At 71.5% G+C, this 16,744-nt stretch carries 16 protein-coding genes; 6 read left to right on the top strand and 10 right to left on the bottom strand.

Annotated features, from left to right (window positions below; genetic code table 11):
- Positions 1–75: 75 nt before the first annotated feature.
- Entirely contained in the window at positions 76–447 is a 372-nt protein-coding gene (locus AB0M08_RS40400; protein WP_364505492.1) for a hypothetical protein, read from the bottom strand.
- 473 nt (positions 448–920) lie between these two features.
- Here AB0M08_RS40400 and AB0M08_RS40405 point away from each other — a divergent pair, with 473 nt between their 5' ends.
- Positions 921–1,457 (top strand): hypothetical protein, encoded by a 537-nt coding sequence (locus tag AB0M08_RS40405; protein WP_364505494.1) that lies wholly within the window; start codon positions 921–923, stop codon positions 1,455–1,457.
- A 140-nt stretch (positions 1,458–1,597) separates the two neighbouring features.
- On the top strand, positions 1,598–5,329 hold the full coding sequence (locus AB0M08_RS40410; RefSeq protein ID WP_364505496.1) for a GH92 family glycosyl hydrolase: 3,732 nt from the start codon (positions 1,598–1,600) through the stop codon (positions 5,327–5,329).
- On the opposite strand, the gene AB0M08_RS40415 is transcribed toward AB0M08_RS40410, so the two are convergent.
- Complete coding sequence (locus AB0M08_RS40415; RefSeq protein WP_364505498.1) at positions 5,330–6,235, bottom strand: alpha/beta hydrolase; 906 nt, start codon at positions 6,233–6,235, stop codon at positions 5,330–5,332.
- A gap of 66 nt (positions 6,236–6,301) precedes the next feature.
- On the opposite strand from AB0M08_RS40415, the gene AB0M08_RS40420 reads away from it, so the two are divergent.
- Positions 6,302–6,964: a TetR/AcrR family transcriptional regulator gene (locus AB0M08_RS40420; RefSeq protein WP_364505500.1), complete on the top strand. Its 663-nt coding sequence runs from the start codon at positions 6,302–6,304 to the stop codon at positions 6,962–6,964.
- Here the strand turns inward: AB0M08_RS40420 and AB0M08_RS40425 are convergent, their stop codons facing one another.
- From AB0M08_RS40425 to AB0M08_RS40435, 3 genes are read right to left on the bottom strand one after another with little or no spacing between them, the layout of a single operon-like run.
- On the bottom strand, positions 6,965–7,102 hold the full coding sequence (locus AB0M08_RS40425) for a hypothetical protein (protein ID WP_364505502.1): 138 nt from the start codon (positions 7,100–7,102) through the stop codon (positions 6,965–6,967).
- Entirely contained in the window at positions 7,069–7,803 is a 735-nt protein-coding gene (locus AB0M08_RS40430; protein WP_364505504.1) for a MerR family transcriptional regulator, read from the bottom strand. The genes AB0M08_RS40425 and AB0M08_RS40430 overlap by 34 nt, the downstream gene beginning before the upstream one ends.
- A gap of 13 nt (positions 7,804–7,816) precedes the next feature.
- Positions 7,817–9,199, bottom strand: a complete 1,383-nt coding sequence (locus AB0M08_RS40435; RefSeq protein WP_364505506.1) for a serine hydrolase domain-containing protein — start codon at positions 9,197–9,199, stop codon at positions 7,817–7,819.
- A gap of 98 nt (positions 9,200–9,297) precedes the next feature.
- Here AB0M08_RS40435 and AB0M08_RS40440 point away from each other — a divergent pair, with 98 nt between their 5' ends.
- From AB0M08_RS40440 to AB0M08_RS40450, 3 genes are read left to right on the top strand one after another with little or no spacing between them, the layout of a single operon-like run.
- Positions 9,298–10,062 (top strand): class I SAM-dependent methyltransferase, encoded by a 765-nt coding sequence (locus AB0M08_RS40440; RefSeq protein ID WP_364505508.1) that lies wholly within the window; start codon positions 9,298–9,300, stop codon positions 10,060–10,062.
- 43 nt (positions 10,063–10,105) lie between these two features.
- Positions 10,106–10,489, top strand: coding sequence for a nuclear transport factor 2 family protein (locus tag AB0M08_RS40445; RefSeq protein WP_364505510.1), 384 nt, complete (start codon positions 10,106–10,108; stop codon positions 10,487–10,489).
- 13 nt (positions 10,490–10,502) lie between these two features.
- Complete coding sequence (locus AB0M08_RS40450; RefSeq protein WP_364505512.1) at positions 10,503–11,153, top strand: MSMEG_1061 family FMN-dependent PPOX-type flavoprotein; 651 nt, start codon at positions 10,503–10,505, stop codon at positions 11,151–11,153.
- A 3-nt stretch (positions 11,154–11,156) separates the two neighbouring features.
- Here AB0M08_RS40450 and AB0M08_RS40455 read toward each other — a convergent pair whose 3' ends face one another.
- From AB0M08_RS40455 to AB0M08_RS40475, 5 genes are all read right to left on the bottom strand, one after another.
- Positions 11,157–11,927 carry a FadR/GntR family transcriptional regulator gene (locus AB0M08_RS40455; RefSeq protein ID WP_364505514.1) on the bottom strand — a complete coding sequence of 257 codons (771 nt, stop codon included), beginning with the start codon at positions 11,925–11,927 and terminating at the stop codon, positions 11,157–11,159.
- A gap of 85 nt (positions 11,928–12,012) precedes the next feature.
- Positions 12,013–13,533: an APC family permease gene (locus tag AB0M08_RS40460; RefSeq protein ID WP_364505516.1), complete on the bottom strand. Its 1,521-nt coding sequence runs from the start codon at positions 13,531–13,533 to the stop codon at positions 12,013–12,015.
- A 47-nt stretch (positions 13,534–13,580) separates the two neighbouring features.
- On the bottom strand, positions 13,581–14,252 hold the full coding sequence (locus AB0M08_RS40465) for a type 1 glutamine amidotransferase (protein ID WP_364505518.1): 672 nt from the start codon (positions 14,250–14,252) through the stop codon (positions 13,581–13,583).
- Positions 14,249–15,244, bottom strand: coding sequence for a carbon-nitrogen hydrolase family protein (locus tag AB0M08_RS40470; protein WP_364505520.1), 996 nt, complete (start codon positions 15,242–15,244; stop codon positions 14,249–14,251). The genes AB0M08_RS40465 and AB0M08_RS40470 overlap by 4 nt, the downstream gene beginning before the upstream one ends.
- Positions 15,222–16,658, bottom strand: coding sequence for a glutamine synthetase family protein (locus AB0M08_RS40475; RefSeq protein ID WP_364505522.1), 1,437 nt, complete (start codon positions 16,656–16,658; stop codon positions 15,222–15,224). Before AB0M08_RS40475 ends, AB0M08_RS40470 begins: the two co-directional genes overlap by 23 nt.
- Positions 16,659–16,744 lie beyond the last annotated feature (86 nt).

The raw sequence follows: 16,744 nt of genomic DNA on the forward strand, positions 1-16,744 counted from the left end.
TGTGGGGTGTCTCGCTCCGCTTGAGACACCCCACAGCACCAGCCACAACCGGGACCGGCCGCTCTCGCACGCCGATCAGGGGTGTCCGCGCATCGCACACAGCACCCGCCAGCCGTCGACCGCCGGGTTCACCCACCGGTCGTCCCGCGCACCGGCGTGCTCCTCGGCCCACCGCAGCGCCGCCCCGTCATCCGGAACGACGACACTCGACGGCGGCGGCAGCCCCGGATCCAGCCGAACCCGGAGACCGGGGTCGAGCGCGTCGACGTCCCCGGCGAGATCCTCTTCGTGCACCGATACCAGCAGCCCGGGCACCTCGGCGAGCGGATCGATCCGCACCCACCGAACCCGCCACACCCCTTCGCGGCAGACCAGCCCGAGAAGCTGCTCAAGCGGCGTCATCCAGGCCAGCGCCATCACGGGCGAGGTCCGCTCCAGGTACTCCACCCCCGCATCATCCCCCGCCACCGCCAGAGAGGCCCCTCACGGCCTCGGATTCACCCCTGACCCTGCTGGTCGATTCCGGCCAGCCGACCGTGGCCGAGGCACCCCGGATCGCCAGCCGGACCGGCCGGGGCACCCCGGATCGCCGGCTCACCGCCCGCGGGGTACCACCCGGCCGGTCCATGATCGAACCCTGGCGGGCGGAGTCGACGACCACGGGCGGCGAGTGTTCGGGCGGGCACCCGGTCACGGGATCAGGCGTCCCGCCCGGGTGGTCCAGACGTGACCAGCAGGGTCACCCCTGAGCACCCGCCGCTGGACCCCGGCTGCTGGAGTTCAGGTGTGCCTCGAGGGCCGTGAGGCACCCCTCAGTACCAGCCAGGACCGGCAACCGCGGCGAAGGCCCGGCGAACCGGTTGACGGCGCGCCGTTGCAACCGGGTCGTGCTGGGGTTGGAATGCCCGCATACTTCGCTCATGCCGAGCAGTACGCCGTCGGGGGCGCGGACCACGGTGGATGACGTGCTCGCCGTGCTTCGCCTGGCCGATCTTGTGGGGGCGCGGCTCTGGGTCGACGGCGGCTGGGGAGTCGACGCGCTGCTGGGCCGCCAGACGCGGGAGCACGGCGATCTCGACGTCGCGATCGAGGAGCGGCACCTCGGCGCGTTCCGGGGGATGCTGAACGGCCACGGGTTCGTGCCGGTCGGCGAGGACGGCGCCACGGCGTGGAACTTCCTGATGCGGAACGCCACCGGAGCGGTCGTCGACCTGCACGCCGTCGTTCTCGACGCACACGGCAACGGTGTGCTGGGACCGCCGGAAGCCGGGAACGCCTATCCCGCCGCGTCGCTGACCGGGCGCGGCACGATCGGCGACCGGACCGTGGACTGCATCACGGCGGCATGGGCCGTCAGGTTCCGCGACGTCTACCGGGGCGACGCCGACGACCGCGCCGACGTCCTGGCCCTGTGCCGACGGTTCGATCTACCCGTCCCCCACCAGTACCAGGACTGATCAGGTCCGCCAGCGGACGACCGCCACCCTCGTCGATCAAGCTGATCCAGATTGCTCGATTTATTTCTGTTTGGTTTCTTGACAATGACGGGTGGCCGGAGTGAGGTGATCAGTGTCCACTGTGCACCGAAAGTTCGGGAGTGCGTGTGAAGCTGATCGCGGCGACGTTGCTTCTTCTGGCCGGGTTCCTCGTCGTGCCGGCGCCCGCGTGGGCCGCCTCGGGTGGGGACTTCGGGTCCTCGTTCGAGAGTGGTGATCCGCCGCCGGCGGGCAGCGCCGTGGAGGTCGGCGCGGACGGGGAGCCCGTACAGGGGAATCTCACCGGTGCGGCGCGCAGCGGGCTTCCCGGCAGCCTCCTCGAGCACGTCGCCGCCGTCACCGCGAGCGCCGAGAATCCGCCCGACGAGACCGCGGTCAAGCTGATCGACGGGAACGCGCAGAGCAAGTGGCTGGCGTTCGCCCCGACCGGCTGGATCGTCTACCACCTCGACGCGCCGCGGATCGTCACGAAGTACTCGATGACCTCGGCGAACGACGTGCCCACCCGCGATCCCCGCGACTTCACCCTGCAGGGCTCGGCCGACGGCGCGACCTGGACCGATCTCGATCAGCGGACCGGGCAGACCTTCGACGGTCGCTTCGCGACGAGGACCTACACCTTCGACAACCTTTCCGGGTACGAGTACTACCGGCTGGACATCACCGCGACGGCGGGTGCCTCGCTGGTCCAGTTGGCCGGCTGGGACATCAGCGACGGGTCGGACGTCACGCCGCCCGCCACACCCATGGTCACCGAGGTCGGCGGCGGGCCCACGCGCGGCGCGAACGCGCTCCCGAACGCCGGGTTCACCGGGGTCGCGTCGCTCCGGTACGCCGGAGGCGCCCAGGCCGACGGACGGTCGTACGCGGAGAACAGGCTCTTCGATGTCGACATTCCGGTCGGCCCGAAGACACGACTGTCCTACCGGATCTTCCCCGAGCTCACCGACGAGGATCTGAGCTACCCCTCGACGTACGCGGGAATCGATCTGCATTTCACCGACGGCACCTATCTCAGCGGCAGTCACCCCCGCGACCAGCACGGATACGCGCTCACCGCGGCCGGGCAGGGTGCGTCGAAGGTGCTCTACGCCGACGAGTGGAATGCGGTGTCGTCCGATATCGGCCGGGTCGCCAAGGGGAAGACCATCGACCGGATCCTGCTCTCCTACGACGACCCGGACGCGACCGCGGACACCCGGTTCCAGGGCTGGATCGACGACGTGCGGGTGATCGCCGAACCGGCGATGATCGACGGGTCCGTGCTGACGAACTACGTGGACACCCGGCGCGGGACCAACGCGAGCGGCTCGTTCTCGCGCGGCGACAACCTGCCGATCACCGCGGTGCCGAACGGGTTCAACTTCCTCACCCCGGTCACCAACGCCACCTCGAACACCTGGGAGTACGTCTACCAGCACGCCAACAACGCGGCGAACCTGCCGATGCTGCAGGGGCTCGGGGTGTCGCACGAGCCGAGCCCGTGGATGGGTGACCGCGACTTCATGTCGGTCATGCCGGTGCCCGAGGGCGGGAACGTGACCGGGCAGCCGGGCACCCGGGCGCTCGCCTTCAGCCACGACGACGAGATCGCCCGGCCCGACCTCTACCGGGTCACCACGCAGAGCGGTCTCGTGGCGCGGATGTCGCCGACCGATCACGGCGCGATCATGGAGTTCACCTTCCCGGACGGGCCGGCGACCGGAAGCCTGGTGCTGCAGAACGGCACGTTCACCATCGCCGTGGACGGCACAGTGACCGGCTGGGTGGAGAACGGGAGCGGGGCGGGGCGCAGCCGGATGTTCGTCTCCGGTGGCTTCGATCGCGCGCCGGCCGCGTCGGGTACGGCGTACGCGAGCTTCGGTCTTGATGTGTCACGAACGGTCACGCTGCGGTTCGCGACGTCGTTCCTCTCGGTCGATCAGGCGCGGCGCAATCTGGACCTGGAGGTCGGCGGGCGCGGCTTCGCGGAGATCCAGGCGGCGGCGACGGCGGCGTGGGCGGACCGGCTGGGGCGCATCGAGGTGGCCGGCGCGAGCGAGACGCAGCGGGTCACGCTCTACTCGAACCTGTACCGGCTCAACCTGTACCCGAACTCGCAGTCGGAGAACACCGGCACCGCCGAGCAGCCGGTGTGGCGGTACGCGAGCCCGGTCGCCGCGACGGCCGGCACGGTCACGGACGGCCAGATCTACGTCAACAACGGGTTCTGGGACACCTACCGGACGGTGTGGCCGGCCTACTCCCTGCTCTACCCGGATGTCGCGGCCCGGATCGCCGACGGCTTCGTCCAGCAGTACCGCGACGGTGGATGGGCGGCCCGCTGGTCCTCCCCCGGGTACGCCGACCTGATGACCGGTACGAGTGCGGACGTCGCCCTGGCCGAGGCGTACCTGAACGGTGTCGATCTTCCGGATCCGCTCGCCGCCTACGACGCGGCGGTGAAGGACGCGACGGTCGCCTCGGGACGCGCGGCCGTCGGTCGCAAGGGGATCGAGACGTCGCTCTTCCTCGGGTACACGCCGACCACGACCGGGGAGTCGGTCTCCTGGGCCCTCGAGGGGTACATCAACGACTACGGGATCGGGAACATGGCCGCGGCCCTGGCCACAGACCCGGCGACCCCGGACGCACGGCGGGCCCGCCTCACCGAGGAGTCGGAGTACTTCCTGGAGCGCGCCCGCAACTACGTCACCATGTTCGACCCGGAGACCGAGTTCTTCCAGGGCCGTACCGCCGCGGGGGCCTTCCTGGCCGGGAATCCCCTGGACTGGGGTGGGGTCTACACCGAGACCGACGGGTGGAACTTCGCGTTCACCGCCCCGCAGGACGGGCGGGGGCTGGCCAACCTCTACGGCGGGCGGGCCGGGCTGGAGAGCAAACTTGACGAGTTCTTCGCGACACCGGAGAAGGCCGACCATCCCGGCGGCTACGGCGGCACCATCCACGAGATGCTGGAGGCGCGCGCGGTCCGGCTCGGCCAGCTCGGGATGAGCAACCAGCCGTCGCACCACATCCCGTACATGTACGACTACGTGGGCGCGCCCGCGAAGACCCAGAAGCTGGTACGGGAGATCCTGCAGCGCCTCTACACGGGTAGCGAGATCGGCCAGGGCTACCTCGGCGACGAGGACAACGGGGAGATGTCCGCCTGGTACGTCCTCAGTTCACTGGGGCTCTACCCCCTGCAGGTGGGCTCCCCGGGGTGGGTGGTGGGCTCCCCGCAGTTCACCCGGATGACCGTACACCGCAGCACCGGCGACATCGTCGTCACGGCGAAGAACAACACCACCTCTTCCGTGTACGTCCAGAGCCTGCGGGTCGACGGTAGGAGGCAGTCGGGGGTGTCCATCGACTCGGGGCTGCTCCAGCACGGCGGGACACTGGAGTTCACGATGGGCCCGAAGCCGTCGTCCTGGGGTACCGGGGTCGCCGACGCGCCGCCGTCGCTGACCGAGGACGATCAGGTGCCGGCGCCGCTGCGGGACACCACCGGGCCGAGCACCGAGGCGCTCTTCGACAACTCGTCGACCACCCAGGCGACCGGGGTCCCGGCGGCCACCTGGGTCTATCCGGGTGACCCGCGGAAGCCGGCGTACTACACGCTCACCTCTGGGGCGGGCGCGAGCACGGGCGATCCGGCGGACTGGGAGTTGCAGGGCTCGGACGACGGGGTCACGTGGACCACGGTGGACGCGCGTACCGGAGAGGTCTTCGCCTGGCGCAACCAGACCCGGCCCTTCAAGATCGCCTCCCCGGGTACGTTCCAGCGGTTCCGGCTGGTCTTCGCGAAGCCGGCGAACCTGGCCGAGATCGAACTGTTGGCGAAGTAGTCAACCCGCCCGGGCGCGGATCTCCCGGGTGACCGTGGGCCAGACCTCGCGGGGCAGGTCGTGACCGGTGCCGGGCAGCTCGACGTAGCGGGCGCCCGGCACCGACGCGGCGATCCGTCGACCGGCGGCGGGCCGAATCAGCGGGTCGCGTTCGCCGTGCATCACCAGTGTGGGCGCGCGCAGGTCGCGCAGGCGCGGGCCGTGCCAGGGCGCGCTCACCTGGCGGGCCTGGGCACGGGTGTCCCGGACGCCGCTGGGCAGCCCGGCGTCGAGCTCGCGCTCCACTCGCAGGCGGGCGTCCTGTTCGTCGAAGGGGTGGCCGGGTGAGGAGATCGCCCGCAGTAGTTCCCGGCCGGCCGCCACGTCACCGGCCCGGCCGGCCGGGTGGCGCATGCGGGCCAGCCGGGCCAGGAACGGCAGCCGCACGTACCGGAGGACCGCCGCGCCACGGAGATCGCTGGGCACCGCCCCGTAGGTGGTGACCGTGTAGACCCGCCGCGGATGGCGGAGCGCGACGCGCTGGGCGACCAGGCCGCCCTGGGAGACGCCGAAGAGGTGCGCGCGCTGCCACCCGAACGCGTCCAGCACGGCGACGGCGTCGTCGGTCATGTCCTCGGCGGTGTAGGCGGGCGGCCTCCGGCGGAACAGCTCGGCGATCGGGTTACCGGCCGGGACGTCGTCGAAGCGGGTGGACCCACCGGCGTCACGGCCGTCGAACGAGACCACGCTGAACCCGGCGCCGATCAGCGCCGCGACCAGCCCGTCGGGCCAGTAGAACCGGGACACGCCGAGCCCCATGAGCAGCAGCAGCGGGTCACCGCCGGCGCCGCCGAGGTCGTCGGCCACGAGGTGCACGTCACCGTTGCGTACGGCATGGGTCGTCCTGATCATCGTCACCTCGCTCATTCCGGGAACGTTGTTCGCGAACACTGTAACCGAAACGCTAGGATGGGCGCCATCGAAAGGGGTGGCATGGAGTCGTCGGTGCCGGTGTGGCTGCGGGAACGGCGTACGGGAGTGGGCCGACCCGCCGAGCGCACCCGGGCGGAGGTGACCGCCGCCGCGATCGCGCTCGCCGACCGCGAGGGCCTCGCCGCCGTCTCGATGCGCCGGGTCGCCGCCGAGCTGGGCACCGGCCCGGCGTCGCTCTACCGCTACGTCGACAGCCGCGACGACCTGCTCGACCTGATGATCGACGAGGTCGCGGCCGCGTACCGGCTCCCGGAACCCGGCGGCCCCTGGCTGCCCGCGATGCTGGAGGTGTACCGCCAGGGCCGCGCCCTGATGCTGCGGCACCCCTGGCTCCCGGAGCTGATGCAGACCCGGTCCACCCTCGGCCCGCACGGCGTCGACCTGCTGGAACACGTGCTGACCATCCTCGCCGGCCACCCGGCCCCGGTGGGCCGCAAGCTGGAGGCGTTCGCCGTGCTGACCACGCTCACCGCGTCCCTCGCCGTGAACGAGCTCAACGGCGGTTCGGCCACGCGCCAGCACCAGACCGCGTACCTGGCCCACGTGATCGCCGCGGGCCGCCACCCGCACCTGACGGCCGCACTGACCGGCGCCCCACCGGACGTCGCACCGAACGTCGAGGACACCGTCGCCCGCGTCCTCACCGGCCTGCTCGGCGAGTGATCAGCGGTCGCTCCGCCCGTCGCGGCAGGAGACCCCGGCGCGCCTGCCGGCGGTCGCGTTGGTGATCACCGCGTCGAGGCGGTCCCGGGTCCGCAGGAGGCCGATCAGGCAGCGCTCAGCTCGGCGATCCGGATCCACGCCGGGGAGTATGCGGCGGCCGTCACCGCGGCCAGGCGGGCCGCCGCCGGGTCCGGGGGCCCGGCGGCGGTGGCGCGTTGCGGGCGGGCGGCGAACCAACGCCGGGTCCGCTCGGCCAGCTCCGGCAGGCGTGGATCGTCCGGGGACCAGTCGAAGGCGGCGTCGTAGTCCAGGTAGAGCGCGCAGAACTCCGGGTCGGTGACCGCCGCCGCCTTGTCCGTGAGCCACTCCGCCGCCGGGCCGGGCGCCGCGGACCGCATCAGGATCCACAGGTCGCGCTCGACCAGGATCGTCCGCTCGCTCACCCCGATCTCCCGCAGCCGGTCCAGGTAGCCGGCCGCCTCCGCCGAGACGAACAACCGGTCGCCTCCCTGGAGCTGAGCGAGCCGCTGCCGGGTCCGGTCGATCGCGACGGCCCGTCTGCGCAGTTCACGGTCGATCTCGTCGATCGCGGCGGCGAGTCGCTCCGCGCCGGAGCCGAGCAGCTCGCCGATCCGGGCCAGCGGCACCCCGGCCTCCGCCAGCGTCCTGATCTTGACGAGCCGGACGGCGTGCTCGGGCGCGTACCGCCGGTAGCCGGACTCGTCGCGCGGCGGCTCCGGGAGGAGGCCCCGATCGTGATAGACCCGCACCGCCTTGATCGTGACGCCCGCATACCTGGCGAGCTGTCCGATGGTGAGCAGATGCCGCCCGTCGCCCATGGACCGCATCGTGTCAGACCGCCACGCGCCGGGTCATCCGCCCGCCGGCCGACCGGAACTCCGCCCCACCGTGGTACGACACCAGGTAGTGCGCGGGCAGGTTCTCCAGCGGCACCCCCGCCGGCGCGAACAATCCCTCCCCCACCGGCACGTATCGCATCGGCGGCGCCGTGAACGCCCCACCGGCGAACCCGGTGAACACGCGTTCCTGCGCCTCGTCCGCCGGTTCGTAGGTGACCGATTCCTCCAGACCGCCGTCGACCACGCGTACCTCGATCCGCAGTTGATTCGATCGATATGTTCCGCCGAAACCCTTGAGATCAACCTCTTCTTGCGTGTACGACGGAGCCCGCACCTCGCCGAACTCCCCGGTCAGCCACCCCAGCAGCTCGTCGTGGAGGCTCAGCGCGCGGGCGTCGTTCCCGTAGGCGGCGAACACGAGATCATGCTCCGGCACCACGACCAGCACCGCCACCCCGCCGGGCGAGGCACCCGACATGGTCAGCACGGTCGTGCCGCCGAGCGTCCGGACCAGCCAGCCGAGACCGATCGGCGGCGTGTTCGGCGTACCCGCGTCGTGGGTGACCGTCCGCATCCGGGTGACCGATTCCGCGGACAGCACCCGCTCCCCGGAGGCCGCGGTGCCGTCGCCGGCGTGCACCCGGCCGAACGCGAGCAGATCCGCGACGGTCCCGATCGGCGTGCCGCCGGCCGGTCCCCACGTCTGCGGCAGCGTGAACAGGCCGGTCGGCCGCACCGCACCGGTGGTCCGGTCCGCGAAGTGCCCGACCGCCGTGGACCGCAGGACGGCCCGCTCCGCCGAGGTGCAGGCATCGATCATCCCGCAGCGGGCGAAGACCTCCCGGTCGAGCAGTTCGGGGTACGGCAGCCCGGTCACCACCTCCAGCAGCCGCCCCGCGACGATCATCCCGCCGTTCGAGTAGCTCGCCCGCTCCCCCGCGCCGAACAGTGCCCCGCACTCCCGGCCGAGCCGGGCCAGGTAGGCCGCCAGCGCGCCGTCCCCGGCCGCCTCCGGGAAGAACAGGTCCGCGTCGATCCCGCTGGTGTGGTTGAGCAGGTGCCGGACCCGGATACGCTCCGCCGCGCCCGGCGTGGTGAGCCGGAACTCCGGCAGACGGTCGACGACCGGCGTGTCGAGGTCCAGCAGTCCCCGCTCGACCTGGCGCATGACGATCGTGGTCGTCATGACCTTGGTGATCGAGCCGAAGAGGAACCCGGTCTCCTCCCGCATCGGCGCGCCGGTCGCGACGTTCGCCGTCCCGTACGCGAGGACGGTCTCCTCCCCCCGGTGCCGGACGCCGGCCAGGAAGCCGGGGACCCCGGTGGCGTCGCAGAAGTCGCTGATACGTTTCCTGAGGTGCTCGATGTCGGGCATGCATCGATCGTGGAACCCTGCCCCTGGGGCAAGGTCAAGCCCTCTCCGGCGGAATTCGACTTGACCCGTACCCGGGGGTACGGGTTTAGCGTCGTGACGTGATCAGAACATCGAGCGGTGACGTCGACTACGAGACCAACGGCCACGGGTACGCGCTGCAGCGCCGCCCCGATCCCCGGATCGCCGCGCTCATCCACACGGCCCTGGGTGACGCCCGGACCGTGCTCAACGTCGGCGCCGGGGCCGGTTCGTACGAGCCCGCCGACCGGTACGTCGTCGCGGTCGAACCGTCCGCCCGGATGCGCGCCCAGCGTCCCCCGGACGCGGTACCGGCCCTGGACGCGACCGCCGAGCACCTGCCGTTCGACGACGGCGGCTTCGACGCGGCGATGGCGACCGTCACCGTGCACCAGTGGCCGGACGCCGCCCGCGGGCTGGCCGAACTACGCCGGGTCACCCGCGGCCCGGTCGCGGTGCTGACCTTCGACGGCGACGCCCTCGACCGTTTCTGGCTGGCCGGGTACGTGCCGGAGCTGATCGCCGCGGAACGCCGCCGCTTCCCCGCGATCGCCGACATCGCCGCCGCGGTCGGGCCCCGGTCCGAGGTGGTCGAGGTGCCGATCCCGGTCGACTGCACGGACGGGTTCACCGAGGCGTACTACGCCCGCCCGGAACGCTTCCTCGACCCGCGGGTCCGGGCGGCCCAGTCCGCGTGGGGTTTCGTCGACGACACCGCGACCGCCCGCGCCGTCGGCAGCCTGCGCGCGGACCTCGACTCCGGGGCGTGGGACGAGCGCCACGGCCACCTGCGTACCCAGGAGGCTTTTCTGGGTTCTTTGCGGTTGATCGTGGGCCGGCCGTGAGTGAGCGGCCATCGCCGGGCGCGAGCCCGATAGGTTGAGAGTCATGAAAGCGTTCCGTGAGGCGGTGGAGGCGCGCGACGCCGCCGCGATCGAGGCCCTGCTCGCCGACGACGTCGTGTTCGTCAGTCCCGTCGCGTTCAAGCCCTATCCGGGCAAGGCCATCACCGCCGCCATCCTGCGGGGCGTGCTGCGGGTCTTTCAGGATTTCCGGTACGAGCGGGAGCTGTCCGGCGAGAACGACCACGCGCTGGTGTTCCGCGCCACCGTGGACGGCAAGGAGCTCACCGGCTGTGACTTCCTGCACCTCGACGAGGACGGCCTGATCGACGAGCTGATGGTGATGGTCCGCCCGCTCTCGGCCGCGCAGGCGCTCTCCGAGGCGATGGCCGCCCAGTTCCCCCGGATCACCCGCGAGGCCAGTTACTGAAAGGGGTCGGTGAATGCTCACCACCAGTGCGTTCGATCTGCTGCTCGACGATGCCGTGACCGATGAGGACGGGCTGCGCCGGGCGTACGATCTGCCCAGCGCGGCCGCCGTCCGCAAGCAGATGACCGAGCTCACCGAGCAGACCCGGCTGCTGGTCGGCTGCGCGTCGCTGGTCCTGGTGGCCACCGTGGACGCCGAGGGCAACTGTGACGTCTCGCCGCGCGGCGGGCCGGCCGGGTTCGTCACCGTGCTGGACGACCGGACGCTGGTGATCCCGGACGCGACCGGCAACAAGCGTCTCGACACCCTGCAGAACGTGGTCGCCACCGGGCGCGCCGGGCTGCTCTTCGTCATCCCGGGCCGCACCACGACGCTGCGGGTGAACGGCCGCGCCTGCGTCTCCACCCGCCCCGACCTGCTGTCCCAGCTGACCGCGGTCGGCAAGCCGCCGGCCAGCGCGCTGGTGGTGGGCATCGAGGAGGTCTACCCGCACTGCCCGAAGGCCCTGCTGCGCAGCGCGGCCTGGAAGCCCGAGCAGTGGCTGCCGGCCGACGCCCAGCCGACCTCGGCCGAGGTGACCCTGGCCCAGCTGCGCATGCCGGAGCTGACCATCGCCGACATCGAGCGGACCGAGGCGGAGTCGCTGAAGTACCGCTACGAGTGAGGCTCAGGCCTGCGGGTCGGTGGGAGCGTCGGCCCGCCCCTTCGCCGGGCGCTTGACGTTGCCGATGCGCAGGAGGTCGTCGGTCGTGCCGACCAGGTGGTCGAGCATGCGGTCGGCGGCCAGCACCGGGTTGCCGGCGACGATCGCCTCGAAGACGGCGCGGTGCTCGGCCAGGGAGCGGGCGGGCTGCCCGGCCCGGGTCAGGGAGGTCTCGGAGGTCTTGTCGAAGGACTCGCGGATGCCGGCCACCAGCTGGATGAGGATCGGGTTGTGCGAGGCCTGGACGACGGCGAGGTGGAACCGGCGGTCGCCGTCCAGCGCGGGCTGCCCGGCCTCGATCTCCGCGGCCATCCGGTCCAGCGCCGACTCCATCGCCGCGAGGTCCTCGCCGCCGGCCCGGACCGCGGCGAGGCGGGCGCACTGCACCTCGATCGCCTGGCGGGCCTCCCAGATGTACGGGTGGTCGACGTGCGTGGCGACCAGCTCCTCGGCGAGCGTGGTGATCAGGTCGTCGGAGCGCTGCAGCAGGTAGATGCCGTCGCCGTGGCGTACCTCGACCAGGCCCTGGGCGCGCAGGGCGGTGATCGCCTCGCGCACGGTGGAGCGGCCCACGCTCAGCTCGGCGGCGAGTTCCCGCTCGGTCATCAGCTTGTCGCCCGGCTGCAGGCCGTTCTCGTCGATGAACTCCCGGAGCCGGTCGCTGACCTGCTCGTAGACCGGCTTCCGGCTGACCGGCCGCATCCTCGCCATGATCACCATCAACCCCTCGGTCACCTGCTGGTCTGACCACCATAGGCGGGGATGCGCCCGGTCCGGAAACCCACCCCCGCCCTTTTCCCGTCAATCGGTGTAGGTGGTGTCAGTCGGTGTAGGTGGTGAAGGTGCCGATCCGCGCGTACCGCTCGGGCGACCGGGCCCGGAAGACGAGCGCGGTGACCGCTCCGGCCGCGAAGAGCGCGACGATCACCCAGGGGATCGCCTTGATGAACGGGGCGTCGCCGGCACCGGAGAGGGTGTCCATGTTCGTCAGCATCAGGGCGATCGCGCCGACCATGGCCGCCGTGCCCAGCACCGGGGCGACGAGCGTGCCCCAGATCGAGAAGTCCTCGCGGGCCCGGGTCAGGAAGTACCGGATGACCGCGACCGAGACCAGCGCCTGCACGGCCAGCAGCCCGAGCACCCCCAGCAGCGGGCTCCACGTGCCCAGCTTGGTCAGCGTGGCCTCATCGGAGGAGTCCGCCAGCACGAAGGCGATCAGGTAGAGGGCGACCACCACGGTGATGACCATGCTGGCCCGGTGCGGGCTGCGGTGGACCCGATGGGTGGTGGCGAGGCTGTCCGGGAGCAGGCCGTCGCGGCCGAGGCTGAACAGGTACCGGGAGGCGGTGTTGAAGAAGGCCAGCTGGGCGGCGAACCCGCTGGTCATGGTCAGCGCGCGGAAGTACTCGGTCATCGCCTGGCCGCCGAACCGGTCGGTGAGCGGGTAGAAGGCCGAGTCGTAGTCGCCCTCGAACTGGGCCTTCACCGCGGCGGAGACGGCGTCGGCGCCCCAGCCGTTCACGAAGGCGAAGGAGACGATCGTGTAGACGACGCCCAGGCCGATCACGGTGATGTACATGGCCCGCTTGCCGTTGCGGGCCGGGTCGCGGCTCTCCTCGGCGTAGTTGGGCGCCATCTCGAAGCCGACCCAGGACCAGAACGCGCCGAAGAGGGCGATGCCGGCGGCCGCCGTACCGAAGACCGTGGCGGCCTGGTGGTTGTCGAAGAAGGATCCTGCGTCCAGCGGCTTCAGCGACATCCCGTGCGCGCCGCCCCGGACGGTGACGACCACGACGAAGGCGAGCAGGCCCAGCAGTTCCAGCACCATCAGCGCGGAGAGGACCCGGGCGGTGAACCCGATCCGGAACCAGGAGAGCGCCGCCGAGGCCGCCAGGATGACGAAGAGCAGGACCCACGCCGGTATGTCGACGCCGAACCAGTGTTCGAGCGTGCCGTGGGTGAAGTACGCCGTCGGACCGATGATCGCGGCGCAGAACACCGCGTAGCAGCCGCTGACCACGTAGGCGGTGCCCAGGCCGGGTACCCGGCCGAGTCCCGCGCTGACGAAGGTGTAGAAGCCGCCGGCGCTGTGCACCCGGCGGGACATCCGGATGTAGCCGACGCTGAAGACCAGCAGCGCCAGCGTCGCGATGACGAACGCGACCGGGGCGGCGTACCCGGATCCCATGACCGCGACGGGGACGTTGAAGAGCATCGCGTAGAGGGGTGCGGCGCCGGCGAGGATGGTGAAGACGACGCCCCACAGCCCCATCGAGCGGGCGGCGAGGCCGTTGGCGGGTGCCTGGACGTCGGGTTGGAGGCTCTTGGTGGTGGTGGACATGGCTGTCCCCTTTCGAGGGTTGGTGTCAGATCCCCGTGAAGTCGGTGTCAGATCCCCGTGAAGAAGGTGGCGTACAACCGGTGCGCCGCCGCGGTGGCGGCGCCGATCCGGGACGCGGTCTCGCGCAGTACTTCCTCGCCGGTGCCGTCGACGGCGAGAAGCTGGTCCTGCCGTCGCCGCTGGGCGAGCCACTGCCGGACCACGTCGGTGGTGACCTCCGGGTGGAACTGCACGCCGAGGTGCCGCCCGACCCGGAAGGCCTGCGCGCAGGAGGCCGAGCGGGCCAGCACCGCGGCGTGGGCGGGTACCCGCACCTCGTCGCCGTGCCAGGCGAACCAGGATCCGGCCAGCACCGGGTCGTCGCTGTGCACGGTGACCCAGCCCCGTTCCGGCGTGCCGGCCGGGCGGACCTCGCCGCCTTCGAGCCGGGCGAGCAACTGCGCCCCGAAACAGATGCCGAGTACGGGACGGCCCGCGGCGAGGTGCCGGCCGACCTCGTCCCGCTCCCACGCGAGCCAGGGCACCGTGTCGTCGTAGGCGGCCTCCCTGCTGCCCAGCACCACCACGGCCCGCCAGTCGGTCTCGTCGTGGGCACCGGCCGCCGCCTCGGCCGGCACGTCGCGTATCTCGTACGGGATGCCCTGCCCCCGCATCCAGTCCGCCAGCCCGGCCGGCCCGGCGTCGTCCTGGTGCCGCAGGAGCAGGACCCGGTCGCTCACCGCGGCACCTCGTCGAGCAGCGTGACCGCCTGCCGGCGCACCCGGTCGACGTGGGTGGCCAGCACGTCGGGGCGGCTGTAGTGCCCGGTCGGGTCGAAGGCGAGCCGCTCCTCGGCGATCCGCCCCAGGTCCAGCTCCGCGACCACCACGCCCTCCCGCCCGCTGATCGGCTCGATCAGCCACTGGCCGTCCGGCGCGGCGACCGCGGTGCCGCCGTCGAAGGGCATCTCGTCCAGGTCGGCCAGCAGCTGCTCGGCGAGCGGGAAGTCGGCGGGCACCTCGTCACGGCGCAGCAACCCGCCGGCGGCGACGCTGAACACCCGTCCCTCCAGCGCGATGAACCGGGTGATGTCGCCGGTCAGCCGTACCGAACCGGGCCAGACGCCGATGTGGACGTCCTCGCCGGTCGCGTACATCGCCTGCCGGGCCTGCGGCATCCAGTTCTCCCAGCAGTTGAGGCTGCCGATCCGGGCGCCGCCGGCCGGATGGCTGCGCAGCCCGTGTCCGTCCCCGTTGCCCCAGACCAGCCGCTCGTCGTGGGTGGGCACCAGTTTGCGGTGATGACCGGCGACGCCGTGCCCGCCGATGGTCAGCAGCGTGCAGTAGGCGGTGCCCAGGACCCGCTCGGTCAGGCCCATGACCAGGGTGATCTCCAGGTCGCGGGCCAGCTCGGTCAGCCGGCGGACCTGCGGTCCGCCGACGTCGACCGCGGTCTCCAGGTAGTAGCGGTACGCCTGCTTCTGCAGCGGGTCGCCGAAGGTGGCGCCGTTGGTGCGGGACAGCCAGTACGGGTATCCGTTGAGATAGCACTCCGGGTACGCGATGACGCTCGCACCGTGGGACGCGGCGAGCTCCGCCGCGTCGATCGCCCGGTCGAGGCGCCCCTCGACGTCGAGCCACCCGCCGCCGAGCTGGGCCGCCGCCACCACGAACGGGTTCTCCGTCTCGCTGCGCCGGTGCGCGATCAGCTCAGTAGACCTCGAAGTACTCACGGTGCTCCCAGTCGGTGACGGCGGCGTTGAAGCGGCTGACCTCGTGGCGCTTGATCATCGCCAGGTAGTCGACGAACGCCTCCCCGAACTCCGCCCGGAGCAGCTCACTCCCGCTGAAGTGGCCGACCGCCTGCTCCAGCGTCGCGGGCAGTGAGACGGCCTCGGCCAGGTACGGCTCGTCGGCCGAGGCGCCCGGGTCGAGCTTGTGCCGCAGCCCGTCCCGGCCGGCGGCGATCTGGGAGGCCAGGTAGAGGTACGGATTGGCCGCCGGGTCACCGATCCGGTTCTCCAGGTGGGTGTTGCCGTCCCCGCGCCCACCGGTCACCCGGATCATCGCGCCCCGGTTCTCCTCCGCCCAGGCGATCCGGTCCGGCGCGAACGAGTCCGGCCGGTACCGCTTGTAGCCGTTGATGGTCGGCGTGGTCAGCACCGAGCAGGCCAGCGCGTGCCGGAGCAGCCCGCCCATGAAGTGCATCCCGGTCGCGGAGAGCAGCTCGTCGTCGGTGGTGCCGGCGAAGGCGTTGGCCGTGCTGCCGGTGCGCAGCGACTGGTGCAGGTGCCAGCCGCTGGAGAACGCGTTGGGCAGCGCCGGGCGGGCCATGAACGTGGCGTGGTAGCCGTGCCGGCGGGCCAGCTGCTTGATCGCGGTCCGGGCCAGGACGGCGGCGTCCGCGGTGGCCCTGCCGGTCAGCGGCTCGAAGGTGAACTCGGTCTGGCCGGGACCCCACTCGTCCTCGATCGTGGACAGCGGCAGCCCGAGGGCGACCAGGTTGTCGCGGAGGATCGTCAGGATCGGCTCGATCTCGTCACCGCGGGACTCGGTGAGGTACTGGAAGCCGTGGCCGACGGCGGTGACCTTCGGCGGGGTGGGCGGGTAGCCGCAGTCCTCGAAACCGAGCATCGGGTCCTCGAGCCTGGTCAGGTAGAACTCCATCTCGATGCCGGAGACGTACTCGAAGCCCTCCTGTCCCAGCCGGGTCAGCTGATCGGTGAGGACGCCGCGGGTGTCGAACGGCACCCGCTCACCGCTGCGGTAGTGCAGCTCGGAGAGGATCCATCCGGTGCGGTCCAGCCACGGCAGCACCGTGAAGGTGAGGGGGTCGGGCACCAGGACGCCGTCCGGCAGACCGGTCATCCGGGGATCGCCCAGCGCGTCGGCGCCGAACGGCGGCACCACCGGGTTGTTGGTGGTGTCGAAGATCAGGGTGGCGGTCTGGAAGTCCTTGCCCTGACGGAGTACGGAGAGGAAGTGCGGGATCTCGAGGGTCTTCCCCCGCAGGATCCCGTGCTGGTCGCACCAGGCGATCCGGACCTGCTTGAGTTCGCGCTCCGCGATGGTCGCGCGGAGCCGGTCGGCGGCCTCGATCTGTTCGCTCGTCCAGAGCTCGTGCCGTGCGATGAAGCCGGTTGTCATGCTGGTCTCCTGGTCTCCTGGTGGCCCAGTGTCCTGGTGGTCTGATGACCTGACGGTAGGACCCATTTGTTTTGGCAGTGTTACAC

Source organism: Actinoplanes sp. NPDC051851 (assembly GCF_040681165.1).
Taxonomy (GTDB): domain Bacteria; phylum Actinomycetota; class Actinomycetes; order Mycobacteriales; family Micromonosporaceae; genus Actinoplanes.

Bases quoted from the DNA above. Each gene is read 5' to 3' on its own strand.
- AB0M08_RS40405 (WP_364505494.1), top strand. From the start codon at position 921: ATGCCGAGCAGTACGCCGTCGGGGGCGCGGACCACGGTGGATGACGTG.
- AB0M08_RS40415 (WP_364505498.1), bottom strand. From the start codon at position 6,235: ATGAGCGAGGTGACGATGATCAGGACGACCCATGCCGTACGCAACGGT.
- AB0M08_RS40420 (WP_364505500.1), top strand. From the start codon at position 6,302: ATGGAGTCGTCGGTGCCGGTGTGGCTGCGGGAACGGCGTACGGGAGTG.
- AB0M08_RS40430 (WP_364505504.1), bottom strand. From the start codon at position 7,803: ATGGGCGACGGGCGGCATCTGCTCACCATCGGACAGCTCGCCAGGTAT.
- AB0M08_RS40435 (WP_364505506.1), bottom strand. From the start codon at position 9,199: ATGCCCGACATCGAGCACCTCAGGAAACGTATCAGCGACTTCTGCGAC.
- AB0M08_RS40445 (WP_364505510.1), top strand. From the start codon at position 10,106: ATGAAAGCGTTCCGTGAGGCGGTGGAGGCGCGCGACGCCGCCGCGATC.
- AB0M08_RS40450 (WP_364505512.1), top strand. From the start codon at position 10,503: ATGCTCACCACCAGTGCGTTCGATCTGCTGCTCGACGATGCCGTGACC.
- AB0M08_RS40460 (WP_364505516.1), bottom strand. From the start codon at position 13,533: ATGTCCACCACCACCAAGAGCCTCCAACCCGACGTCCAGGCACCCGCC.
- AB0M08_RS40475 (WP_364505522.1), bottom strand. From the start codon at position 16,658: ATGACAACCGGCTTCATCGCACGGCACGAGCTCTGGACGAGCGAACAG.